Raw genomic sequence first — 23,463 nt, forward strand, 5'->3', positions numbered from 1 at the left:
GCCATTCAACCGGGCGAAAAGGAAATCCGCGGCCGGGTTTTGGGCGCCGCGAGGAAAGGACGGGCCGGACATTCGTCGCCGCCGCGGTCACATGGGTGAGCGCGATTCCCGCCCCGGGGACGTGTGGGAGGTGCGCGGGCGAGGGGTCAGGAGGTCGCACGGGCCGGCCACCAGATTCGGCGTCCCATGTGATGGGCGAGTGCCGGGACGAGGAACGACCGGACGACCACCGTGTCGATGACGACCCCGATCGCCACCAGCAGCCCGAGCTGCACCACCGGCACCAGCGGCAGCACGGTCAGGACGAAGAACGCGGCCGCCAGCACCACCCCGGCCGCCGTGATCACCCCGCCGGTGGCGCGCAGGGCGTGCAGGGTGGCCTCGCGGGTGTCGAGGCGGGCGGCCTCCTCGCGGACGCGGGCCATGAGGAAGATGTTGTAGTCGATGCCGAACGCCATGAGGAAGACGAACGCGTACAGGGCGAACGACGCGTCGACGACGGGGTAGCCGAGGAGCTGCGTGAACAGCGCCGAGCACAGCCCGAGCGTGGCCGCGAACGACAGCACCACCGTGCCCATCAGCAGCAACGGCGCCACCAGCGAGCGCAGCAGGACGACCAGGATCAGCCCCACGACCAGCAGGATCAGCGGCACGATGAGGAAGGCGTCGTCGAGGACGGCGTTCTTGACGTCGAGCAGCTCGGTGGTGAACCCGCCGACCAGGGCCGCGCCGCCCGCCGCGCCGCGCACGCTGGTGCGCAGGGCCTCGACGAGGCGCTGGGCGTCGGGGGTGTTGGGCTCGGCGGCGAGCACGACGTCGAACGTGCGCCACGGGGCGGGCGGCCCGGCCTGCATCGCCACCACGCCCTCGGCCTCGTGCACGGCCCGCTCGACGGCGTCGCTCCGGTCTTGCCTGGCCAGGACGACGACGGGGGCGCTGGCGGGGTAGTGGCGCCGCAGCGCGTCGTAGCCGTCGACGGAGTCGGTGCGCATGGTGAACAGCGACGACGGCGGGATGCCCGAGGCGTCGAGGGTGGTCAGTCCCATGCACAGCATGGTCAGCAGCAGGGCGGAGCCCGTCCAGGCGAGGCGGGGGCGCTGGCCGACGAAGCCCGCGACGCCCTGCCAGAGCCCGTCGCGGGTGCTCTCGCCGGGGCGCGGCGTGCTCGGCCAGAACGCGCGCCGCCCGCCGAGGAGCATCAGCGCGGGCAGCAGCGTCACCATCACGGCCGTCGTGATGAGGATGCCGATGGCGGCGGCCGCGCCGATGGAGCGCAGCGCGTGGGTGTCGGCCACGATGAGGCAGCCGACGCCGCCGGCCACGGTGAGCGCCGAGGCGACGACCGTGCGGATGCCGCCCGACAGCGCGTCCTTCAGCGCCGCCGTCTGGTCGGCGGTGGTGCGCAGCCGTTCGCGGTAGCGGGCGACGAGCAGCAGCGCGTAGTCGGTGGCGACGCCGAACACCAGCACCGTGAACACCTCGGGCGTGGCGGCCCGCAACGTCATCAGCCCCGAACGGGCCAGCGCGTAGAGCGCCGCGGCGGAGCACAGGTAGGCCACCACCACGGCCAGCATGGGGATCATCCACAGGACGGGGCTGCGGTAGACGGCGAGCAGCACCAGGAGCACCACGGCCAGGCTCAGCGCCAGCAGCGTGCCGTCGACCTGGCGGAAGGAGTCGACGTAGTCGGCCGCGGCCCCGCCGGGGCCGCTCACATGGCTGATCAGGCCCGGCGGGCTGCCTTCGACGGTGATCTGCCGCAGCCGCTCGACCAGCGGGCTGATGAGCACGCCCGGCTTGCCGGACAGCAGCACCGTGGCCTGGAGCGCGTGCCCGTCGGCGCTGGGCACGGGCGCCGAGGCCATGCCGATCACGTTGGGCAGGGCCTTGAACTGCCGCAGGTCCTGCCGGGCCGCCTTGATGTCGGCGCGCTGGAGCGGGCCGTCGCGTTCGTAGATCACGAGGGTGGGGACCACGCGGCCGGACTGCTTGGCGAGCAGGTCGAGGACGCGGGCCGACTCGGCCCCCCTGGCCAGCATGGAGCTGCCGCTGGTGATGCGGACGTCGTCGAGCGGGCCGCTCGCGAGCACGGCCACGACGGCGATGGCCATCCAGGCGACGACCACGGCAGCCGCGATTTTTCGCGCAAACCCCTTACGAAACAAAACCGACAATTTCCGCCCACCCCCGGCCTCGGTGTGAAAGTGCCGGCCGGCACGTAGACGATAAATTCCCGGTCCTGCTTAAACAACTTTATGCAGGAGTCTTATATTCGCGTCATGCCCGGATCAAAGGGGACATCGCCGGATTCGATTTTTCTCGTACGGCTCGTCCGGTAACGGGCTGATCCGGGGCCCCGGCGTCGTCCTGGAACGAAAGGCCCCGGCTCAGCCCTTCACCCGCAGGTCCGCGAAGAGCGCGCGGTGATCGGAGCCCGGCACGTCGAGCACCTGCACCCCCACCGCCGAGCCCCGCCCGTCCGTCAGCACGTGGTCGATGGTCACCAGCGGCGGCAGCGAGCGCCCGTGCGGCCACGTGGGGGTGAGCCCCTGCCCGGTGGACGCCGCCGCGTCCGTGTAACCGGTGTCCAGCAGCCGGCGGAACACCGCGTGGTCGAGCGTGGCGTTGAAGTCGCCCGCCAGGATCCGGGGCGCGCCAGAGGTGGGCGCCGGCGGCAGGGACGCCACCCCCGCCTCCCACTCCGGCACCGTCGAGGGCACGGGCGCGACCGGGTGCACGACCACCACCTCCACGGCCGAGCCGCCGGGCAGCGCCACCTCCACCACCGGCATGTGGTGCCCGACCGGCTGGAACAGGCCCGTCCGCTCGGTCATCGGGTACCGGGAGTACACGCCGCTGCCCTCCGGGCCGCGGAAGTCGGCCTTCCCGACGTGGTACGGCAGCAGCGTCGCCAACCCGGCGGCGGCCAGCCGGTCCTCGGCCGAGTACGTCAGCTCCTGGATGCTCAGCACGTCCACGTCCAGCCGCCTGGCCAGGCCGACGATCACCGACGCGTCGCCGCGCCCGCCGTTGAGGTTGGCCGTCAGCACCCGCAGCGGCCGCCCGCCCGCCGAGGCGTCGCCGCTCCCGAGCGCCCGCGGCAGCACGCACCACGCCAGGCAGGCGCACACCGCCAGCATGATCGCGATCGCGGCCCGGCTCCGGGCCAGGGCCGCGACCCCCAGCATCAGCAGCGCGGCGAGGGCGAAGTACGGAGTGAAGGAGACCAGCGGGACCAGGAACACGCCCGCCTCCAGCCCGCCGAGCCGCACCGCCGTCCCCGCCGCGAACAGCACCGCCACCGCGACGGCCAGCCGCCCCCGCCACACCCGGCGGGGCCGCGCCCGCCGCTCCGTCTCCACGACCTCTCGCACCAGCACAGAGGCAGACGTTAAGCGGGCTTTCTTAACGGCACATGAGGATCACACCTGCGTGAACATGAGGAATGTGGCCGGGTGGACTTGGGAAGCGCGCGGGCGGGGACTCGGGGCGCGCGTGGAGGACTGGAGAGCGCGTGCGCGGGGACATGGGGGCGAGCGCGCGGGGAAGTGACAGCGAGTGTGCGGGGACGCGAGGGCGCGGGCGTGGGTGGGAGGATGCGTGGTCGGTGCTGCCTTAGGCTTTCGGGTTGTGGGCCGGAAGGCGATGATCCTGGCGGTGGCGGTCGTGACGCTCGCGGCCTGCGGTGGCCAGCCACGCCCGGCGGGCCCTGCCGCCTCGCCCAGCACAAGCACCGGCACCGGCACCGGCACCGGCACCGGTACGTCGCCGCACACCCAGAGCCCGGCCGCGTCGCCCACCACCGGCTCCGGGACGACCCGGGCCGGGCTGGCCGACGACGTCAACGGCGACGGATACGCGGACCTGGTGGCGGAGTTCGGCCCTGCAGACGCCCGGCGTCTCGCGATCGTCCCAGGCTCGCCACGGGGGCTCGTCCCGGCGAAGGGCGTGGTCGTGCCGCCCGAGACGTTCACCTCGTGGTCGCTGGGCGGCGGCACCAGGGCCGACTTCGACGGCGACGGTTACGGCGACGTCCTCGGCTATGGGGCGCCGCAGGGCCCGGAGCAGGCGCAGGGCCCGCACCTCCTGTGGGGCGGCCCCGGCGGGGTCGCGGCCAGGACGCGCCCCACCCCGGTACGGCTGCCCGTCGCGAGCGGGCCGGCGAGCTACCGGGCCGTCGCGGGCGACTTCGACGGTGACGGAGCCGCCGATCTCGCGGTCGCCACCCCGCCGGAGCAGGGCGGGCTCGCCTCCGGCCTGACCATCCTGTACGGGCCGTTCACCCGGCAGGGCGCCGCCGCGAGGAGCGAGGCCCGTCCGTCGCCGACCGGCGCGGACTTCTGGAGGATGACCGCCGACGACATCGACGGTCGCCGCGCCACCGCGCTGATCGTCCACCAGGGCGACGACGGCGAGCAGACCAGCGGGGTGCTGCTCACCGCCGGCCCGGACGGCCTGGCGCGGACGGGACGCAAGCTCAACCCGGGCATGGCGGTCGCGTTCGGCGACTTCGACGGCGACGGCGCCAGGGACGTCGCGGTCGGCGACGACGGCAGCCGCAACGACGAGCCCGGCTACGAGACCGAGCCGCCGTCGGTCGACCGCACGCTGACCGTCTACTACGGCAACGGCCGGCAGGCGGCCTTCAAGGGCTCCTCGGGCGCGGCGGTGGCCGGCGACTTCGACGGCGACGGCCACGACGACCTCGCCTTCGGCCGCGCCGACCCCGTCCCCGGCGGGGTGCCGTCGCGGCAGGCGACCACCTCCAAGGTCTTCCGGGGCGGCTCCGGCGGGCTCCAGGCCGGCAGGGAGGTCGGCGGCCTGGGGGCGGCCACGCCGCTGGCGGCCGGGGACTACGACGGCGACGGGGACGACGAGCTGGCCTTCGTGCAGGGCGACGACGACACCACGATCGTGGTGACGGACGGGAGGAAGGTCCTGGCCCGCTTCGTCACCGCCGACGTGCCGTCGTAGCCGCCCCCGCTCACCCCGCGACTCTCGACCATGGACGGCGCGTCACTCGTGGTCGCGCATCCACAGCTCCACCAGCTCATCGGTGTCTTCGGTCAGGAAGGAGACGCTCTTCTCCCGGTGATCGATCCGGATGCCGACCGGCCGCAGGTCCGGCAGGAGCGGGCCGTGCAGGGCCTGCGGCTGGGGCTGCTCCTCGTAAGCGCCCGGCCGCCACCAGTAGAGCCGCGGGCTGATCGGCTTGTCGCCGGACTCGAAGAGCCGCTGCGACAGCTCCTGCACCGCCTCCATCGCGGCGAACAGGTGCACGTCGCCGATCTCGTGCACCAGCATGTACTCGGGCAGCGGGAACGACACCAGCGCCCCGCGCGGCGCCTGCCCCGTGTGCCGGCGCAGCACGTGGACGTGCGCGCCGACGTAGCGGTGGGCGCCGCCGACGTGCGTCACGGGCACGCCGTGGACGGTCGCGGACTCCCGGTAGTGCGGCTCCTCGTCGATCGAGCGCGCGAGCGCCCCGCCGAAGACGGACTCCTCCGGCAGGTCGCCGAGGCGGGAGCGGTCGAGCGGCGCGATCGCGTCGGGGTAGTCGATGACCACGGCCTCCACCAGCCCCGGCGCCAGCCGCCTGGCCACCAGCGCGTCGAGCATGCCGCCGAGCGCCTCCTCCGGATACAGCCGCACCCGCAGGCCGGCCTCCGGCACGTCGGCGCCCGCCCGCTCGAACGCCTTGGCCGCCTGCTCGGCGTAGGCGGCCGCGGCCTCCTCCAGCCCGGCGGGGCCGTAGCTCAGGGCGTGCTCGCGCCAGGAGCCGATGTCGGCGTTCGCGCTGGCGCCGCCGGCCAGCCTGACGCTGATCGTCGAGGGATCGGGCAGTGTCGCCTCGAGCCCCCGCTGCGCGAACGCGCGCACCAGGGCCTGGCCGATGACGTCTGTTTCCATCATGGACGCCGAATTTATCGCTCCCGCCCGACAAGAGCGGAACCGGAGACGCCGATGGTGAGAGGGCCCCTCACCCCCAGACGAGGCGGGCCGTCTCGACCACCAGCTCCAGCTTGCGCCGCTCCTCGTCCACCGTGAGCAGGTTGCCGCGGGAGGTGGAGGCGAAGCCGCACTGCGGGCTGATGGCGAGGTTCTCCATGGGCACGTACTTGGCGGCCTCGTCGATGCGGCGGCGCAGTTCGTCCTTCGACTCCAGGGCCGGCACCTTGGAGGAGACGAGCCCGAGCACGACGACCGTGCCCTGGGGGACGAACCGCAGCGGCTCGAACCCGCCCGCCCGCTCCGTGTCGTACTCCAGCAGGAACCGGTCGACCGGCACCTCGCCGAACAGCCGCTCCGCCACGGGGTCGTAAGCGCCCTTGGCCGCCCACGCGCTGCGGTTGTTGCCCCGGCACAGGTGCAGGGCGACGGTGACGCCGGGGTCGAGCTCCTTGGCCGCGCGCACCTGCTGGGCGTCGACGGCGACGGCCGCGTCGAGCAGGTCCTCGGCGTCCGGCGCCGCGGGCCCCAGGACGCGGGCGCGGAAGCCGGGGTCGATCACGAAGTCGTAGGCCAGCGAGTCGAGCTGGATCCATCGCACGCCCTGCGCCAGCAGGTGCCTGATCTCCTCGACGCGCAGCGCGACGAGGTCGCGCAGCAGGTCGGCGGGGGTCGGGTAGGCGTCGGCGCTGAGGTCGGGGTGCCACAGCAGGTGCCCCATGGACGAGCTGACCATGGTGATCTTGTACGGGCCGGGGGCGTGGCGGGCCAGGAAGCCGGCCTCGACGGAGGTCAGGTTCGCCTTCTGCGTGAGCTTGCCGGTGGCGACGACCATGTCCCAGCTCGTCTCCTCCGGCGGCACGGGCTCGCCGTCGCCGCGCCACCACTCGGTGGACGGCAGCGGCACGGGCGTGACGCCGTCCAGCGACTCCAGCAGCCCCGCGAGCCACGTCTTGCGCCGCATCTCCCCGTCGGTGAACACCTCCATCCCGGCCTGGCGCTGCAGCTCGATCGCGGCGAGCGCGGCGGCGTCCTCCAGCTCGGCCAGCTTGTCGGCGCCGATCTCGCCGCGCTCGCGCGCCTGCCGGGCCTCCAGCAGTTCGGACGGGCGCAGGAGGCTGCCAACGTGCTCGGCATGGGGTGTCGCGGGCATGCTTCCTCCTCGGATGTGCGATCGGGGGCGCGGTGTCGCGCCGGCCGTACGATCAGCGTCCACCGGCCGGGGGCGGCCGTCCACCCCCGGATCACTCGTGGTGCAGCACGGCCGCGATCGTCACCCGCGCCGCCGACCGGGCCGGGACGAACGCGCCCAGCACCGCGATCACCACGCCGGCCAGCGTGAGCAGCGCGAGCAGCGGCCCCCGCCACACCTCCACCATGAACGCGGGCAGCGCCAGACCGGCGGCGTCGGCCATGGCCGGGACGACGAGCCGGTGCGCGGCCACGCCGACGGGGATGCCGAGCAGCCCGCCGGCCGGGCCGAGCGCCGCCATCGACGTCACCATCATGGCCGTGAGCTGGCGCGGCGTCATCCCGATGGACTTCAGCACGCCGATGTCGCGCCGCCGCTCCCTGGCGTCGAGCACGACCGTGTTGAACACGCCCAGCGCCGACACCGTGCCCAGCAGCAGGGTGAGCAGGGACGCGAAGCCGATGACGGCCACCGCCGTGCGGTCCGTCGCCGACTTGGCAGCCGGGTACAGGCCGGGATCGGCGGCCCGGACGGCGGCGTGGTAGGCGGCGACGTCGGTGCCGCGGGCGAGGCGGACCTCGTACTGGGTGGCCCGCTGCCCGGGCGCGAGCGCGGCCAGCGTGCTCCAGTCGGCCTGGACGAGGTCGGCGGCGCCGTCCATGGTGGCGCCGACGACCGTCGCCTCCGCCCGGCCGCGGCCCATCGACAGCGTGAGCCGGTCGCCGACCTCCAGGCCGCGCTTGACCAGGAACGCCGACGGCGCCACGACCTCTCCCGGCCCGCGCAGCCAGCGGCCCTCGACGACCGTCTCGCCCAGCGTGCCCGAGTCGCCCCGCAGGAACCTGCCCTGGATCGGCTGCGGATGGCCCGCCAGGTGCAGGTTGACCCACGCGTCGGCGGTCACGTGCACGGTGCCGGGCAGGCCGCGCAGCAGCGCCTCGATCTCCGCGTCGCCGTGCCGGGGCGGGGTCTGGTGGTTGCGGGCCTGGCCGGCGTGCACCACCGTGTGCACGTATCCGACGCGCTGGGCGGCCGCGCCGTACGCGGTCATCGTCATGGACAGGCCCGCCGCCAGCGTCACCGTGGCCGCGCCGAGCACCACCGCCGCCAGCGTGAGCGCGGCACGGCCCGGCCGCCCGAACGGCAGGCCCAGCCCGAGACTGACCGGGCGCGGCAGCGGCGCCCCCGCGAGCAGCCGCTGCACCCGCAGCCCCCGCCCCCGCCCGGGAGGGGCGCCCGCGCTGATCGCCCGGGCGGCGCTCACCCGGTGCGCGCGCAGCGCGGGCACCAGCGCCGCGAGCACGGCCACGGCCGGCATGCCGGCGAGCGTCGCCGCGTACACCCAGGGGCTCACCGCGACGGTGAACAGGCCCTGTCCCACGCCGTTCAGCAACGGGCGGGCGGCGGCGGCCCCCGCCGCGGTGCCGAGCGCGGCGCCGGCGACCGCCGGGACCAGGACCATCGTCAGGTAGACGGCGACCACCTGGCCCGGGGTGAACCCCAGGGCCTTGAGCAGCCCGATGTGCCGGAACCCCGCCACGACCGCGCCGCTCACCACGTTCACCACGATGAGGACCGCCACCACCAAACCGAGCACCCCGAACGCGGTCAGGAACGGCAGGAAGGCCGCGACCTCGCGGCCGGTGTCGCGCTTGACCGCGAGATACGACTGGAAGCCGAGCAGCGCCCCGCCCGGCAGGCCCGCCGCGATCGCGGCCGTGCCCGCGCGCACGTCGGCGTCGGTCGCGGCGGCGGCCAGCCGGTAGAGCATCTGCGTCGCGGACGGGCGCAGCGCGGCGGCCTGACCGGGCGTCACCCACGCCTCGGAGCTCCTGCTCACGCTGGAGGCCAGGCCGACCACCGTGAACGCCTGCCCCTCCCGCACCGTGAACCGCACCCCGAGGAGGTAGGAGAAGAACCCGTTCGGGGGCCGGTCCAGCACGATCTCGCCCGGGCCGGCGGCCCAGCGGCCCGCCCAGAGGTCCAGCCGGTCCACCGGGCCGCCGGGGCTGGGGCGGCCGACGACGGTGAGCGGGCCCGGCGGCAGGTGCTCGAACGTCTCGGGGATCGTGACGGTGGCCTGCGCGAACGGCCCCGCCGCCGCCTCGACCCCCTCGTGCCTGGCCGCGAGCGCCGCCGGTGGTGCCCTGAGCGGGTCGTACGAGGCCACGACGTGCGCGCCCCGCTGCCCCTCGAAGGCCCGCTCGAACGGCGCCGACACGCTCTCCAGCAGGCCCAGCGCCACCACGATCGCCACCGTCGAGCAGAACACGACGACCCCGAGCACGAACGTCTGCACCCTGCGCCGCCGCACCGCCGCCCGCGAGGCCCGCCACACGGCCCCCGCACCCGGTCTCACGACGCCCGTTCCGGGCTCTGCTCGGGCAGGCCGGGTTCGGGCAGGCCCGGTCCGGGCAGGCCGGGTTCGGGCAGGCCCGGTCCGGGCAGGCCGTGCTCGGGCAGGCCGTGCTCCGCCACCACGCGCCCGTCGCCCAGCTCGACCGTGCGGCTGGCGCACCGGGCGGCCAGGCCGGGATCGTGCGTGACGATCAGCAGCGTCTGCCCGATCTGGTTGAGGTCGATCAGCAGGTCCATCACCTGCTCGCCGGAGCGGCTGTCGAGCGCCCCCGTCGGCTCGTCGGCCAGCAGCAACGCGGGACGGTTCATCAGGGCCCTGGCCACGGCGACCCGCTGGCGCTCGCCGCCGCTCAGCACCGCCGGGTAGGCGTCCTTGCGCCCGGCGATGCCCAGCTCCTCGAACAGCTCCGCCGCCCGGTCCCGCGCCTGCCGCGCCGGCGTGCCCGTGAGCTGGGCGGCCAGCGCCGCGTTGTCCAGGGCCGGCAGGTCCTCGATGAGGTTGAAGAACTGGAAGATCATGCCGATGTGGCGGCGGCGGAACAACGCCAGCTCCGTCTCGTTCATCGCCCCGAGGTCCTGGCCGGCCACCTCGACCGTGCCCCGCGTCGGACGGTCGAGGCCGGCGATCATGTTGAGCAGCGTGGACTTGCCGCAGCCCGACGGCCCCATCACGGCGACGGCGTCGCCCGCGCGGACGCGCAGCGAGACGCCGTCCAGCGCCCTGGTCGCGCCGTACTCCTTGTGGACGTCGCCGAGCCGCACGACGTGCCGCTGAGTGTTCATGGCTCGAAGCTAGATCGCATGGCGACGGGGGCGCATCCCGCCGGGGATGTAACCGGGGCGGCCGTCATCCCGTGGATGTAGGGCCGCAGGAGGATGCCGATCGCGGCGCGCCGCGCGAAGATGATCGGATGTGGGAATGGCCGGTCGCCGCGCTGGCGCTCGCCTGCGGCCTGGTGGTGCTGCTGGCGGTCGCTCTCGTACGCACGCGGCGGCGCTACCGGGCCGCGCTGGCCGAGCAGGGGCGGCTGCTGGAGCGCGAGCGCGAGCGGGCCGCGCGCGCCGCCGTGGACGCCGAGCGCGCCCGCATCGCCGCGGAGCTGCACGACATCGTCAGCCACAACGTCAGCCTCATGGTGGTGCAGGCCGGCGCCGCCCGGGAGGTGCTGCCCACGATGCCGGGCACGGCCGAGACCGCGCTGCGGGCCGTCGAGGCGGCCGGTCGCGACGCCATGACCGAGCTGCGCCACCTGCTGGGGCTGCTCGCGCCCGCGCCCGACGGCGACAACCGGGCCGACGGCGCCGAGCTGGCGCCGCAACCCGGCCTGGGGCAGCTCGGCGCGCTCGCCGACCGGATCGCGTTCGCCGGGCTGCCCGTGGAGGTGCGGGTCTCCGGCGAGCCGCGGCCGGTGCCCGCCGGGATCGACGTGACCGCGTACCGGATCGTCCAGGAGGCGCTGACGAACGCGCTCAAGCACGGTGACGGGGCGAAGGCCGAGGTGAGCGTCCGCTACACCGACCAGTACCTGCGCGTGGAAGTGCTCAACAGCGGGCCCAGCGTGCTCACCGGCACCGCCCGCCGGCCGCCGGACGGCGAGCGGCCTGCCGGCGGGGCCGGGCGCGGGCTGCTGGGGCTGCGCGAGCGGGTCGCGGTGTACGGCGGCGACCTCGACGCGCGGCGCCGGCTCGGCGGCGGCTACCGGGTACGCGCCAGGATCCCCCTGGAGCGCCCGTGAACCCGGCCGGTGCGGAGCGCCCGCCGCCCCGCGTGCTGATCGCCGATGACCAGGAGCTGGTCCGCGTGGGGTTCCGGCTCATACTGAGCGCGCGCGGCATCGACGTGGCCGGCGAGGCCGCCGACGGCGAGCAGGCGGTGGCCGAAGCGCTCAGGCTCGCCCCCGACGTGGTGCTGATGGACATCCGCATGCCCCGCATGGACGGCCTGGAGGCGACCCGCCGCCTGCTCGCCCATGACCCGCACTGCCGGGTGATCATGCTGACCACGTTCGACCTCGACCGCTACGTCTACGCCGCCCTGGCACTCGGCGCCAGCGGCTTCCTGCTCAAGGACGTCACCCCCGAGCACCTGGCCGCCGCGGTCCGCCTGGTCGGCACCGGCGACGCGCTCCTGGCCCCCTCGATCACCCGGCGCCTGGTCGAGCGGTTCGCCGCCGCCGACCGCGTGCCCGGGCCGCCGTCCTCCCGGGCGCACACGGACCTCGCGACGCTGACGCCGCGCGAGCTGGAGGTGCTGACCCTCATGGGCAAGGGCCTGTCGAACGCGGAGCTGGCGTACGCGCTGACGCTCAGCGAGGCGACCGTGAAGACGCACGTGGCCCGCATCTTCACCAAGCTCGCCCTGCGCGACCGCGCCCAGGCGGTCGTCGTCGCCTACGAGACGGGCCTGGTCACGCCCGGGGAGAAGTGACCACGCCGGGGCTTCAGACCACGCCGGGGCTTCAGACCAGGCCGGGTTTCAGATCAGGCCGGGTTTCAGACCAGGCCGACCATGAAGCCTTCGTCCTTGATGCCCAGATATGCCCCCGGCCGGTACTGCCGCATGGCCCGCTCGATGACCGGGATGTACTTCGGGTTGGAGCCGAGCGGCAGCCGGTAGCCGTTCCTGACCGTGTGGAACTCCCACAGGTGCTCCATGTCCGGGTGCCGCCCCCGGAACCCCGGGTCGGCGGGGAACAGGTCGAGCCTGACCATCGTCCTGCGCACGAGGTAGTCGGCGAGCTTGACGCGGCGCTGCACCGTACGGGAGATGCCCACCCCCGACAGCTCCGCCCACGCCACCGCCCACGGCCTGCCCTGCGGGTCGTCCCAGCGCACGCCGAAGCCGTCGAAGACGAGCCGGCGCGGGCGGCCGACCTTCTTCCACGCGATGACCGGCAGCAGGCCGATGACCAGGAACACCAGCCCGATCACCCCGACGGCGACCCCCGCGCCCGCGCCGCCCGTGGTCTGCCCGGTCAGCGCCGAGAAGATCGCGATCAGCCCGATCACGCCCGACACCGAGCCGCCGATCAGCGCCTTGGCCTTGGCGTCCGCCCCGACGTCGAGCACGACGGGAGGCGGGGTGAACGGTTGCTGCTGCGGCGGATAGGGGGCGTTGTAGGCGGGTTGCTGAGGGCCGTACGTCATGGCACGCCAGGCTAGCCGCGCCCGGCGGGCGGCCCGTCACGCTTCAGGGTTTTGCGAAGCGTCCGCCCTGCCGCGAACTTTGGCACCCCGTCCCTTCGTTGATCAACCAGGACGGTGCGGGAGAGGGACACGTGCATGGGGCAGGCCGGGGCGATCGCGGGCATCGACGGATGGATCGGGCGGCAGGACGACGTGGACCGCGTCGTGTCCGCGCTGACCTCGCGGGAGAGCGGGCTGATCGTCGTGGTGCCCTCGGTGGACGGGGTCGAGGGGCTGGGGGTGACCGCCGTCGTGGCGGCGGCGCTGCGCCGTCCCGAGGTGGACGGGCGCTTCCCGGGGGGCGTCGGCTGGCTGAACGCCGGCGGCACGCACGTGGAGGACCGCGCCGCCGAGTTCACCGAGGTCCTCGACCGGCTGCACGGGGAGGACGTCGAGCTGTACTCCCACCTGGAGCTGAGCGACCTCGTCGGCGCCGCCAACGACGACGAGGCGGCCGGCGAGCTGCTGCGCGAGCAGATCTTCCGGCCGGGGCCGCGGCTGATGGTCGTGGACGGGCTGCGGCAGGCGGCGCAGGTGGTGCCGCTGGCGTTCGCGGTGCCGGGGTGCACGTGGCTGGTCACGGCGCGGGCCGCAGGGGAGGAGCTGCCGTTCGCGGCCACGGTGCGGGTCGGGCCGATGCCGCCTGACGAGAGCCTGGCGTTGCTGCGCCGCGACCTGCCCGCCCTCGACGCCGGGACGGCCGCCCGGCTGGCGGAGCTGACCGGCGGATGGCCGCTCGCCCTCACCATGGCGCACGGGCTCATCGTCAGCCAGGTCGTCACCGGCGAGCCGGCCACCGAGGCCGCCGCCCGCCTGGCCGCCGGGCTGCCCGGGCCCGTGGACCTGGCCGTCCCCGCCTCCAGGGCCCGCCTGATCGGCGCGCTCGTGGACCAAGCGCTCGGCTGGCTGCGCACCGTGGACCCGGCCGCCGCCACGCGGTTCCTCCAGCTCGGCCTGTTCGACCACGACGAGGGCATCCCCATCGGCGTGGCCGCGCTGCTGTGGAGCTCGGGCGGAGGCGTGACGGGCGGGCAGATCGGCGCGCTCATCGCCCGGCTGGAAGGGCTGAGCCTGGTGCGGCGGCGTACCGACCAGCCGGTGCTCGGGCTGGCGGACGCGGTCGCCGAGCGGGTGCGGCGGCTCCTCGGCGCGGACGGCCTCCAGCGGGCCCGCCGCGCCCTGACCGAGGCCGACCCCGACGACACCCCCGACGGCTGGGCCGACCTGCCCGGCACGGGGGAGTGGATGCTGCGCAACGCCGTCCGGCTGCACGCGGAGGCAGGTGACGAGGACGCGGTGCGGGAGCTGGTCCGCGACGTGACCTGGCTGGCCTCCCGCATCCACCACTCCGGCGTCGAGGCCGCCCTGGAGGACCTGGACCGGGCCGGCGACGCCGCCGCCTCCGTCGCGCGCGTCCTGGCAGGCTCGTCGCACCTGCTGGAGAGCGCGCGCGAGCTGGGCGTCGGCGTGCTGCCCACGCTCGCCGCCCGCCTCCACGCGACACCCGGCCTGGGCGCGGACCTGCGGCGGTGGCTCATCGAACGGGGGTCGCCGTGGCTGGAGCATCGCGGGACGCCGCCGGACCTGCCGCACCAGGCGCTCCTGCGCACGCACCGCACCGGCTCGGCCCGGATGACCGGCCTGGCCATGTCCCCGGACGGCGCCTGGGTGGCCGCCGCCGGGGACCACGGGCAGGTGGCGCGCCGGCACCTGGACGGCCCCCCTCTCCGTGGCTTGGTCGGGCACGAGAGCGCGGTCACGTCCGTGGCCGTCGCGCCCGACGGCACGTGGCTGGCCACCGCGAGCTGGGACCGCACCGTCCGGCTGTGGGAGCCGGACGGGCGGCAGCGCGCCGTCCTCGACGACCTGCCGGGGCCGCCCGAGACGGTCGCCATCGCGCCGGACGGGACGTGGGGGGTCGCCGGCGGGGACGGCTTCCTGCACTTCTTCTCCGCCGACGGCACGCCCCGGGGCACGCCTGAGGACGCCTGGGAGGCGTACGAAGCGGTCGCGATCGCACCGGACGGGACGTGGCTGGCCGCGACCGGGCCGGAGACCACCGAGCTGTGGAACGCGGACGGGACCCGCCGCGCGACCGTCGAGGCGATCTGGCCCGACGAGGAGGCGGGTCTTGGTGGCGAGGAGGGGGATCTTGGCGGCGAGGGCGGGCAGGTGAGTAGGGACAACGGCGCCGATGCGGTGGCCGTCGCCCCCTCCGGGGAGTGGCTGGCGCTGCTCAGCCGGCAGGGCACCCTCCGCCTGCTGAACGCCGACGGCACCCCGCGCGCCGAGCCGCACACCGTCTTCACCCACGGCACCGGCCTGGCCATCGCCCCCGGCGGCCGCCGCCTGGCCGTCTCCACCTACGACGACGACATCGCCGTCCTGGACGCCGGCGGAACCGTCCTGGCCCGCCTGAACGGCCACACCGACACGATCACCGGCCTGGCGTTCACCCCGGACGGCGGCCTCCTGGTCTCGGCGAGCGGCGACCGCACGGTCCGCGTCTGGGACGTGGACGCGGCCGTACGGACCGGCCCCACCGAGCCGCCCGCCTACCACGACCTGCGCGGCGTCGCGATCGCCGGCGACGGCTCCTACGTGGCCACCGTCGGCCTGTCCGGCCTGACCCTGTGGAACCCGGACGGGACCGTCCGCGCCCGGGGCCCCAGGGAGTGGCTGCGCAGCGTGGCCGTCGCCCCCGACGGCGCGTACGTCCTGGGCGTGGACCCGGAGGGCGGCATCCGGCTGCACGACCCGGACGGCGCGCTGCTCAGGGCCCCGGAGCCGGGCGCCGAAGAGATGATGGAGCCGACGTCGGCGATCTCCCCCGACGGCACGTGGATGGCCGTCGCCGCCGACCGTACCGTCCGCATCCTGACTCGCGACGGCGAGCTCCACGCGACCCTGCAGCCCCACGATGAGGACGTGACCGCGCTGGCCATCGCGCCCGACTCGTCCTGGCTCGCGGTCGCCTCGGGCTACGAGGTCCGGCGCTGGAGCCGGGACGGCCGCCCGCTGGGCCGGCTCGCGGAGACCGGCAGCCTCGTCGAGGCGCTGGCCGTCGCCCCCGGCGGCGGCCTCGTGGCGGTGGGCACCATCGGCGGCCCGGTCGAGCTGTTCGACCTGGCGGGGGCGCGCACGGCCCGGCTCGGGCAGGACGACTGGGTGTCCGGCCTCGCCTTCTCCCCGGACGGCACCCGCCTGGCCACCGCCGCCCGCCCCGGCTGCCTGCGCGTCTGGGACGTCGCCGCGTACGCGACGGAGTGCGGGATCGTCGTGGACGGCGAGCTGCACGGCTGCGTGTGGCACCCCGACGGCTCGGCCCTGTACGCGGCCGGCGACGCGGGACTGTTCGCCTTCACCTACCACCGTGGAACGTGACCTCGGGGTTGGCGGGCAGCGGCTGCCTGCCGTTCCTGAGGTGCCGGTCGAAGAAGGCCGCCACGTACGTGCGGGTGAGCTCCACCGCGCGTCCCGCGGCGATCGTGCCGGGTGGCGTGAGGCCGGCCGCGCTCTTCGGGACGGCCAGGTCGGTGAAGCTGTCGTGCTCGGCGCCCGCCACGGTCAGCCAGCGCTTCCAGCCGCGCAGGGCCCGCCAGGTGTCGTCCCAGGTGTGGTCCCGGCCGGGGCTGTGCTCGCTCTGGCTGCCCATCAGCAGGAACGGGCGGTCGCCGACGCCGGTCGCGGGGAGGGCGACGTTGACGGTGCCGTCGAGGTTGACGCCCGCCTTGATCCGCCGGTCGGCCAGCATGGTCGCCGAGGCGGCGTCGCCGCCGAGCGAGTGGCCCGCCACGCCGATGCGCCTGCGGTCGATCAGGGCGGCCCGGCCCCAGGCGGGGTGACGCCCGGTCAGCCGGTCGAGGACGAACGCGAGGTCCGCCGCCCGGCTCCTCGTGATGGCCGCCTTGCCGCCCTCGGGAGGTTTCGGCTGATCGCACAGGGGCGCGCAGGTGAGCAGGCCGACTCCCGGGAACGTGGTGCCCGAGGACTCGTAGGCGTGATCCACCGCCGCGACGACGTAACCGCGGCTGGCCAGATCCTCGCTCAGGGAGGTGAGACTCGCGCGCGGCAGGCCCAGGCCGGGTGAGAGCACGACCAGCGGGTGCCGGCCGCCCTGCGGGCGCGCGCCGGCGCGGGCGTGGGTGCGGATGCCGCTGATCACCTGCGCCGGCAGGCCGCTGCCGGGCGCCTTCCGCTGGATGAGGGACGCGGCCTCCTCCTGATCCAGGTACGGGACGGGGGTGCCGGTGGCGGAGCGGGCCGGGTAGTACATCGAGACCATGAGCCGGCGCGGACCCGCGGCCGGGACCCACGGATCCTTCCGGCTCTCGTCGACCAGGTACAGGACGTCACGCCCGACCGGGTGGGGACCGGTGGGCCGGGGCAGCTCCAGCCGGAGCGCGGCTGTGGCCGTGGCCGTGGCTGTGGCTGTGGCTGTGGCTGTGATGGTGGCGGCGCTCGTTGTGGCGCAGGCCGTGGGGGCGAACGCGAGACAGACGGCGAGCAGGTGCCGGATCGGCATCATGGGGCTCCTTCGGAGGTCAGACATCGCGGTGTCGTACGAGGAACAAGGTCAGGACGGCGGCGGCCAGCGGCCACGCGGCGAGGACGGCCCACGAGCCGGCCACCGTGGGCAACGCCGGGTCGTCGCGCAGCCGCGGCAGGCCCAGGCAGGTACGCCAGACGTAGAAGGGGACCAGCGCGTACAGGTCGTTCAGCCACTGGTGGACGGTCGGCTGCAGGAACATCGGCACGACCACCAGCACCCCGCACACCGCCACGACGGCCCCGGCGGTGTGCCGCACCAGCGCGCCGATCCCCATCCCGGCCAGCGCCGACACCGGCGCGAGCAGCGCGTTGGCGGCCAGCACCCGCACCACGTCCGGATCCCCGACCGAGACGGTCAAGCCGCGTCCGGACAGGATCGCCTGGCTCACCCCGAACGTGGCCGCCGACACGAGCACGCCGGCCACCAGCGTGACGGCGCCCACGACGGCCAGCTTGGCGGCCACGACGCGATGACGAGCGGGAACGGCGGCCAGGGTGGTGCGGATGAGCCCGGTGGCATACTCGCCGACGATCGCCAGCGCCCCCACGGTGCCCGCACCGATCATGACCATGGTGGCGGTGAGCCCGCTGAACGCCTCCGCCAGCGGCGTGAACCTGGCCTTCTCCATCGCCGTGAACCCCGGCCAGGCGCGATAGGCGTCCAGACTGCTCTGCGCGGCGAAGGCGACGATGGCCGGCATCCCCAGCCCGAACAGCCAGCGGGTGGAGCGCAGCGACCAGAGCTTGATCCACTCGGCGGCGAGCAGGTCACCGAAACGCCCGCCCCCCGCCATCACACGCCCTCCTTCCGGGCCCCGCTCCGCGAGGCGGCCGACGAGCCGTCGTCGCGCCATCCCGCCTGTCCGCCGGCCTTGAGCGCACTGGTGCGGTGGTCGGCGTGGGCGGCGGTCAGCTCCATGAACGCCTGCTCCAGCGAGGCGGCACGCGGCGCGAGTTCGTACAGCGGGATCCGCCGCTCGAACGCCAGCTCGCCGACGCGGTCGGCGCTCAGCCCGGTGACGGTCAGGACACCGGCACCGGCACTGGCGCGGTCATGCCGCACGCGGGCGCCCGCCTCGACGAGGACGGCGGCGAGCTCGGCGGGATCGGGAGTGCGCACGGTGACCGACGCACCGGTGCCGCGCGCGGCGAAGTCGGCCACGCTCTCATCGGCGATCAGCTCCCCGCGCCCGATGACCACGAGCCGGTCGGCGGTGTGCTCCATCTCGCTCATCAGGTGGCTGGACACCAGCACCGTCCGCCCCTCCGCCGCCAGCCGCCGGAACAGCCCGCGCACCCAGCGCACCCCCTCGGGGTCCAGCCCGTTGACCGGTTCGTCGAACAGCAGCACCGGCGGATCGCCCAGCAACGCCGCGGCGATGCCGAGCCGCTGCCGCATCCCGAGCGAGAACCCGCCCACCCGGCGCCGCGCCACCCCCTCCAGCCCGACCTCCCGCAACACCTCACCCACCCGCCGGCGGGGGAGACCGTTGCCACGCGCCAGCGCCCACAGGTGCGCCGCCGCACTGCGCCCGCCGTGCACGTCACCGGCGTCCAGCAGCGCGCCCGCATGCCGCAGCCCCGCCCGGTGCCGCACGAACGGCCGGCCGCCGATGGTGGCGCTGCCGCTGGTGGGACGGTTCAGCCCGAGGATCATGCGCAGGGTGGTGCTCTTACCCGCACCGTTCGGCCCGAGGAATCCGGTGACGAGACCGGGCCGCACCGTGAACGTCAGCCCGTTCACGGCCGTCACCTCGCCGTATCGCTTGGTCAATCCCTTCACTTCGATCACCCGACCAACGGTGGCGCGCACGCGCCCTCCGAGACATCGGGCCACGGGCCGGTTTCCGTACGGGCGGGGTGGCCTGGGGACATAGGCCCGTGGGCCGATGCTCGTGAGCAGGGGGGTGACTACGATCGGCGGGGTGCGTGACGAACGGCCCGGACCACCCCTGACCCTGCGCCTGCCGGCGGCCGCGCGGGCGGCGCTCACCTGGGCGGTCGTCATCGCGTGCGTGCCGCTCCTGTACGCCGTCACCCTGGCCGAGCAGGAGAGCCTGCTCCCGGTGGGCCTGCCGCACCTGGCCTTCGCCGCCGCCATGGCGCTCCCCCTGGTGTGGGCCAGGCGGTGGCCGGGCGTGGTGCTGGTGGTGCTGCTGGCCGAGACGTTGGCGGCGGTGCTGCTCGGGCAGCCCGCCGAACGGGCCTGGCCGCTGCTGCCCGCGTCCGACCTGCTGCTCTGCTTCGTCACGGCCACCCGCCCCCGCCGCACCGGCCTGCTCGCCGCGACCGCCACGCTGGTCGCTCAGCAGGCGGCCTGGCACGCGTCCCTGCTGGCCGAGGGGCTGCGCGTGCTCGCCCCCGGGTTCCTCGCGCTGGCGGCGCTGCTGGCGGCGGGTGTCGCGGTCGCCTGGACGGCGGGGACGGTGCTGCGGCAGCGACGCGAGTACGGCGCGGCTCTGCGCGCGCACGCCGAGCACCAGGCGCTCACCGCCGAACGGCTGCGCATCGCCCGGGAGGTGCACGACACGGTCGCGCACAGCATCGGCGTCATCGCCATCCAGGCGGGGGCGGGCGCCCGGGTGATCGACAGCCGCCCGGACCAGGCGCGGGCCGCACTGAGCGCGATCGAGTCAACGGGAAGGCAGACCCTCCAGGGCCTGCGCCACCTCCTCGGCCCACTCCGCGACCCCGCCGTCACGGGCACAGGAGCCGGTGGTATGGAGGCGGGGTTGGCGGATCTCGATCGGCTCACGGCGACGGTCACGGCCGCGGGCGTCTGCGTGGAGGTGCACCGCAAGGGGCATCCGCAGGTCCTGCCCCCCGCCGTCGATCGGTGCGCCTTCCGCGTGGTCCAGGAGTCGCTGACGAACGTCGTCCGGCACGCCGCAGCCGGCCACTGCTCGATCGTCCTCGACCACGCGCCTGGCGAGCTTCGTATCGACATCACCGACGACGGTCGCGCCCCGACGGCCCCCGCCCCGTCCGGTGGTTACGGGCTCGTCGGTATGCGGGAGCGGGTCGCTCTGCTGAACGGCCGGCTCGCCGCGGGGCCCCGTCCCGAGGGTGGCTGGCGGGTCACCGCCACTCTTCCCCTCGCAGCCACCTGCATGGAGGTACGGTGACCGTTCGTGTCGTCCTGGCCGATGATCAGCCTCTGATCCGTGCCGGTCTGCGCATGGTGATCGACGCCGACCCGGGCATCGAGGTGGCGGGGGAGGCGGGGACGGGAGTCGAGGCCGTGCAGCTCGTGCGGCGGCTGAGGCCCGAGGTCGTGGTGATGGACATCCGGATGCCTGCCATGGACGGTATCGAGGCCACCCGGGCCATCACCGCCGAGTCCCCGGCCACTCGCGTGATCATGCTGACCACGTTCGACGAGGACGCCAACGTCTACGCCTCGTTGCGGGCGGGGGCGAGTGGTTTCCTGGTGAAGGACATGGCGCTGGAGGACATTCTGTCCGCCGTTCACGTCGTCGCCGCCGGGGACGCTTTGCTCGCGCCCGGTGTGACGCGGCGGCTCATCGAGGAGTTCGCGGGGCGGCCCGAGCCGCGTCCGCGTCCGCGTGAGCTCGCCGGTGTCACGGCGCGTGAGCGGGAGGTGCTGACCCTGGCCGGTCGGGGGCTTTCGAACGCGGAGATCGCGGCGCACCTGCACATCAGCCATGGCACCGCCAAGGCTCACATCGCTAGCCTGCTGGCCAAGCTGGGTGCCCGCGACCGGGTTCATCTCGTCATCGCCGCCTACGACGCGGGATTGGTCATCCCGGCCTCCTGACAAGAGCCTGGCGTCCCGGGAAGAGCGCTCGTCTCGTGGCAAGAGCCCTGGAACGCGGGTCCGCCGGGTCTACGATCGGGGCGTGGAGCTGTGGGAGCGTTCCGCGACGCTCGAACTCCTCGACGGCCTGCTCGGCGAGTGCGCGCAAGGCGGCCGGGTGGCGGTGGTGGCCGGGGAGGCGGGCATCGGCAAGTCGGTGCTGGTCAACGATTTCGCGCGGCGGTGCGGGGCGCGGGCGCGGGTGTTGTGGGGCGGCTGCGACCGGCTCGTCACCCCGCGCGCCCTGGGGCCGCTGCACGACATCGGCCGCCAGACGGGCGGCCTCCTGGCGGAGCGGCTGGGGGCGGGTGCGGCGCAGGAGGAGATCTTCGCGGCCTCGCTGGAGGAGCTGTCCGGCGCCACCGGCGCGACGGTGGAACTGGCCGGCGCCACCCGCGGGTCGGTGGCGGTGAGCGGGCCGGAAGCGGCCGGCCGGTCGGTGGCGGCAAGCGGGCCGGTGGCGGCGCGCTGGTCGGTGGCGGCGAGCGGGTTGGGGGCGGCGAGCGGGTCGGCGTCCGCCGCGCCCACGGCGCCGGTGCCGCCCGTGGTCGTGGTGGAGGACGCGCACTGGGCCGACGAGGCCACGCTCGACTGGCTGGTGTGGCTGGGGCGGCGGATCGGCCGGCTGCCGGCGCTGCTGGTGGTGACGTACCGGGACGACGAGGTGGGGGCGGAGCATCCGATCCGCGGGGCGCTGGCCGCCCTGCCGAGCGCGATCGTCCGGCGCGTGCGGTTGCGGCCGCTCTCGTACGGGTGCGTGACGGAGCTGGTACGCCGGGCGGGCCGCGACCCGGCGACCGTGCACCGGCTGACCGGCGGGAACCCGTTGCTGGTGACGGAGCTGCTCGCGAGCGAGGGCGCGGCGGTGCCGGCCACGGTGCAGGACCTCATCCTCGACCGGCTGCGCTCCCTGCCGGAGCCGGCCAGGGAGCTGGCCAGGCTGGTGTCCGTGCTGCCCACCAGGGCGGACGCCGCCGTCGTGGCGGGAGCGGCGGACCTGGTCGAGACGTGCGTCGACGCGGGGGTGCTGGTGCCGTCCGGTGACGGGGTGGCCTTCCGTCATGAGTTGTTGCGCAGTGCCGTGGAGGAGTCGCTGTCGCCGGCCCGGCGGGCGGCCGCGCACCGCCGGGTGCTGGGCGTTCTCGCGCGGACGCCCGGGGTCGATCCGGGGCGGCTGGTGCACCACGCGCTGAACGCCCGCGACGAGGCCGCCGTCCTGCGTTACGCGCAGCTGGCCGGCATCGGGGCGGCCAGGCAGGGGGCGCACCGGGAGGCGGCGGCGCACTACCGGGCCGCGGTGGAGCACGCGGGCGGCCTGCCCGCCGAGCGGCGGGCGGAGCTGCTGGAGGCGTACGCGGAGCAGGCGTACCTGGCGGGGCTCGCCGAGGAGGCGCTGCGCGCCCGGCAGGCGGCGCTGGAGCTGCGGGAGGCGGAGGGGCGGGCGGGCCCGGTCGGCGAGAACCTGCGCTGGATCTCCCGCCTGGCCTGGTGGGCGGGCCGCCGCGAGCAGGCGTGGGAGGCGGCGGCGCGGCTGGTCACCGTGCTGGCGGACGGCGACCCACAGCTCGCCATGGCCTACAGCAACCAGTCTCAGCTCCACATGGCCGCGCACCACCTCGACGAGGCCGTGGCGTGGGGCGAGCGGGCCAGGGAGCTCGCCGACCGGCTCGGGGACGTCGCGGCCTCCGTCCACGCGGAGATCAACGTGAGCACCGCCCGCCTCGTCCGAGGGGAGGCGGGGGCGACGGCGGCCCTGCGCGCCGCGCACGAGCGGGCCGAGGCGGCCGGGCTGGTAGATCACGCGGCCCGGGCGCTGGTCGTGCTGGCCACGGGGCCGGTCCAGCTCGCCGAGTACGGCGTCGCGGCCCGCGCGCTCGAAGAGGCCCTGGCCTACGCCGCCGGCCGCAACCTCGACGGCTACGTTCAGTACCTGCTCGGCGTGCGGGCCGTGGTGCGGGTGGAGGGCTGCGACTGGGACGGCGCGCTGGCCGACGCCGAGGCGTCGCTGGCCCTCGCGGTGAAGGGCGGGGTGGCCAGGTTCCCCGCGCTGCTGGCCAGGGGCCGGATCCTGGCGGCCCGTGGCGACGCCGGGGCCGCGGCCCTGCTGGAGGAGGCGGCCGGGCAGGCCCAGCGCACCGGCGAGCCGCAGCGGGTGGGCCCCGTGACGGCCGCCCGCTGCGAGCACCTGCTGTGGTCGGGCGACGCGGCGGGGGCGCGCGAGGAGGCCGGTCGCGGGCTCGGCCTGGCCGTCTCCGTGCGGCACCCCGTCTACGCGGGGGAGCTGGCGCTGCGGCGGTGGCTGGCCGGCGGTGAACGGCGGGCGCCCCCGTGCGCGGCGGCGCCGTACCCGGTGATGATCTGTGGCGGATGGGCCGCGGCGGCGGCGGAGGGGGGGCGGCGCGGGGGGCTC

General features: G+C 75.2%; 17 protein-coding genes. 7 read left to right on the forward strand and 10 right to left on the reverse strand.

The window, feature by feature from the left end; genetic code table 11:
• Window positions 1-146 precede the first annotated feature (146 nt).
• Window positions 147-2,126 (reverse strand): MMPL family transporter, encoded by a 1,980-nt coding sequence (locus tag HCN51_RS23740; RefSeq protein WP_168011648.1) that lies wholly within the window; start codon window positions 2,124-2,126, stop codon window positions 147-149.
• Between the two features lie 261 nt (window positions 2,127-2,387).
• Window positions 2,388-3,380: an endonuclease/exonuclease/phosphatase family protein gene (locus HCN51_RS23745; protein WP_168011649.1), complete on the reverse strand. Its 993-nt coding sequence runs from the start codon at window positions 3,378-3,380 to the stop codon at window positions 2,388-2,390.
• A gap of 250 nt (window positions 3,381-3,630) precedes the next feature.
• Between HCN51_RS23745 and HCN51_RS23750 the strand changes: the two genes are divergently transcribed.
• Window positions 3,631-4,974 (forward strand): FG-GAP-like repeat-containing protein, encoded by a 1,344-nt coding sequence (locus HCN51_RS23750; protein ID WP_168011650.1) that lies wholly within the window; start codon window positions 3,631-3,633, stop codon window positions 4,972-4,974.
• A gap of 42 nt (window positions 4,975-5,016) precedes the next feature.
• Here HCN51_RS23750 and HCN51_RS23755 read toward each other — a convergent pair whose 3' ends face one another.
• The 4 genes from HCN51_RS23755 to HCN51_RS23770 form a co-directional block, all read right to left on the reverse strand.
• The gene (locus HCN51_RS23755; protein WP_168011651.1) at window positions 5,017-5,913 is read right to left on the reverse strand and encodes a hypothetical protein; all 897 of its coding nucleotides are present in this window, start codon (window positions 5,911-5,913) and stop codon (window positions 5,017-5,019) included.
• Between the two features lie 67 nt (window positions 5,914-5,980).
• Complete coding sequence (locus HCN51_RS23760; RefSeq protein ID WP_168011652.1) at window positions 5,981-7,102, reverse strand: cobalamin-independent methionine synthase II family protein; 1,122 nt, start codon at window positions 7,100-7,102, stop codon at window positions 5,981-5,983.
• Between the two features lie 91 nt (window positions 7,103-7,193).
• Window positions 7,194-9,500 carry an FtsX-like permease family protein gene (locus HCN51_RS23765; protein WP_206067580.1) on the reverse strand — a complete coding sequence of 769 codons (2,307 nt, stop codon included), beginning with the start codon at window positions 9,498-9,500 and terminating at the stop codon, window positions 7,194-7,196.
• Entirely contained in the window at window positions 9,497-10,282 is a 786-nt protein-coding gene (locus HCN51_RS23770) for an ATP-binding cassette domain-containing protein (RefSeq protein WP_168011653.1), read from the reverse strand. Before HCN51_RS23770 ends, HCN51_RS23765 begins: the two co-directional genes overlap by 4 nt.
• Window positions 10,283-10,410: 128 nt before the next feature.
• Here HCN51_RS23770 and HCN51_RS23775 point away from each other — a divergent pair, with 128 nt between their 5' ends.
• Together HCN51_RS23775 and HCN51_RS23780 are read left to right on the forward strand one after the other, a co-directional pair.
• Window positions 10,411-11,235 (forward strand): sensor histidine kinase, encoded by an 825-nt coding sequence (locus HCN51_RS23775; protein WP_168011654.1) that lies wholly within the window; start codon window positions 10,411-10,413, stop codon window positions 11,233-11,235.
• The gene (locus tag HCN51_RS23780) at window positions 11,232-11,927 is read left to right on the forward strand and encodes a response regulator (protein WP_168011655.1); all 696 of its coding nucleotides are present in this window, start codon (window positions 11,232-11,234) and stop codon (window positions 11,925-11,927) included. The genes HCN51_RS23775 and HCN51_RS23780 overlap by 4 nt, the downstream gene beginning before the upstream one ends.
• Before the next feature lie 65 nt (window positions 11,928-11,992).
• On the opposite strand, the gene HCN51_RS23785 is transcribed toward HCN51_RS23780, so the two are convergent.
• On the reverse strand, window positions 11,993-12,646 hold the full coding sequence (locus HCN51_RS23785) for a hypothetical protein (protein WP_206067582.1): 654 nt from the start codon (window positions 12,644-12,646) through the stop codon (window positions 11,993-11,995).
• 135 nt (window positions 12,647-12,781) lie between these two features.
• Here HCN51_RS23785 and HCN51_RS23790 point away from each other — a divergent pair, with 135 nt between their 5' ends.
• Window positions 12,782-16,069 (forward strand): WD40 repeat domain-containing protein, encoded by a 3,288-nt coding sequence (locus tag HCN51_RS23790; RefSeq protein ID WP_168011656.1) that lies wholly within the window; start codon window positions 12,782-12,784, stop codon window positions 16,067-16,069.
• Here the strand turns inward: HCN51_RS23790 and HCN51_RS23795 are convergent.
• Genes HCN51_RS23795 through HCN51_RS23805 form a run of 3 tightly spaced genes read right to left on the reverse strand, consistent with a single transcriptional unit; the run spans window position 16,047 to window position 19,028 of the window.
• On the reverse strand, window positions 16,047-17,213 hold the full coding sequence (locus HCN51_RS23795) for an alpha/beta hydrolase family protein (protein WP_168011657.1): 1,167 nt from the start codon (window positions 17,211-17,213) through the stop codon (window positions 16,047-16,049). The genes HCN51_RS23790 and HCN51_RS23795 overlap by 23 nt on opposite strands.
• Before the next feature lie 16 nt (window positions 17,214-17,229).
• On the reverse strand, window positions 17,230-18,030 hold the full coding sequence (locus HCN51_RS23800; protein WP_168011658.1) for an ABC transporter permease subunit: 801 nt from the start codon (window positions 18,028-18,030) through the stop codon (window positions 17,230-17,232).
• A complete protein-coding gene (locus tag HCN51_RS23805) occupies window positions 18,030-19,028 on the reverse strand; it encodes an ATP-binding cassette domain-containing protein (RefSeq protein WP_168011659.1) in 999 nt (332 codons plus the stop codon). The genes HCN51_RS23800 and HCN51_RS23805 overlap by 1 nt, the downstream gene beginning before the upstream one ends.
• A gap of 133 nt (window positions 19,029-19,161) precedes the next feature.
• Between HCN51_RS23805 and HCN51_RS23810 the strand changes: the two genes are divergently transcribed.
• The 3 genes from HCN51_RS23810 to HCN51_RS23820 form a co-directional block, all read left to right on the forward strand.
• Window positions 19,162-20,361, forward strand: coding sequence for a histidine kinase (locus HCN51_RS23810; protein ID WP_206067592.1), 1,200 nt, complete (start codon window positions 19,162-19,164; stop codon window positions 20,359-20,361).
• Window positions 20,358-21,014 (forward strand): response regulator, encoded by a 657-nt coding sequence (locus tag HCN51_RS23815; RefSeq protein WP_168011661.1) that lies wholly within the window; start codon window positions 20,358-20,360, stop codon window positions 21,012-21,014. The genes HCN51_RS23810 and HCN51_RS23815 overlap by 4 nt, the downstream gene beginning before the upstream one ends.
• Before the next feature lie 82 nt (window positions 21,015-21,096).
• A partial coding sequence (locus HCN51_RS23820; RefSeq protein WP_168011662.1) for an AAA family ATPase occupies window positions 21,097-23,463 on the forward strand: 2,367 nt, incomplete at its 3' end.

This window comes from Nonomuraea composti (genome assembly GCF_012034275.1).
In the GTDB taxonomy this organism is placed as follows: domain Bacteria; phylum Actinomycetota; class Actinomycetes; order Streptosporangiales; family Streptosporangiaceae; genus Nonomuraea; species Nonomuraea composti.

Bases quoted from the DNA above. Each gene is read 5' to 3' on its own strand.
- HCN51_RS23795 (WP_168011657.1), bottom strand. From the start codon at position 17,213: ATGATGCCGATCCGGCACCTGCTCGCCGTCTGTCTCGCGTTCGCCCCC.
- HCN51_RS23760 (WP_168011652.1), bottom strand. From the start codon at position 7,102: ATGCCCGCGACACCCCATGCCGAGCACGTTGGCAGCCTCCTGCGCCCG.
- HCN51_RS23775 (WP_168011654.1), top strand. From the start codon at position 10,411: ATGTGGGAATGGCCGGTCGCCGCGCTGGCGCTCGCCTGCGGCCTGGTG.
- HCN51_RS23770 (WP_168011653.1), bottom strand. From the start codon at position 10,282: ATGAACACTCAGCGGCACGTCGTGCGGCTCGGCGACGTCCACAAGGAG.
- HCN51_RS23755 (WP_168011651.1), bottom strand. From the start codon at position 5,913: ATGATGGAAACAGACGTCATCGGCCAGGCCCTGGTGCGCGCGTTCGCG.
- HCN51_RS23800 (WP_168011658.1), bottom strand. From the start codon at position 18,030: ATGGCGGGGGGCGGGCGTTTCGGTGACCTGCTCGCCGCCGAGTGGATC.
- HCN51_RS23790 (WP_168011656.1), top strand. From the start codon at position 12,782: ATGGGGCAGGCCGGGGCGATCGCGGGCATCGACGGATGGATCGGGCGG.
- HCN51_RS23785 (WP_206067582.1), bottom strand. From the start codon at position 12,646: ATGACGTACGGCCCTCAGCAACCCGCCTACAACGCCCCCTATCCGCCG.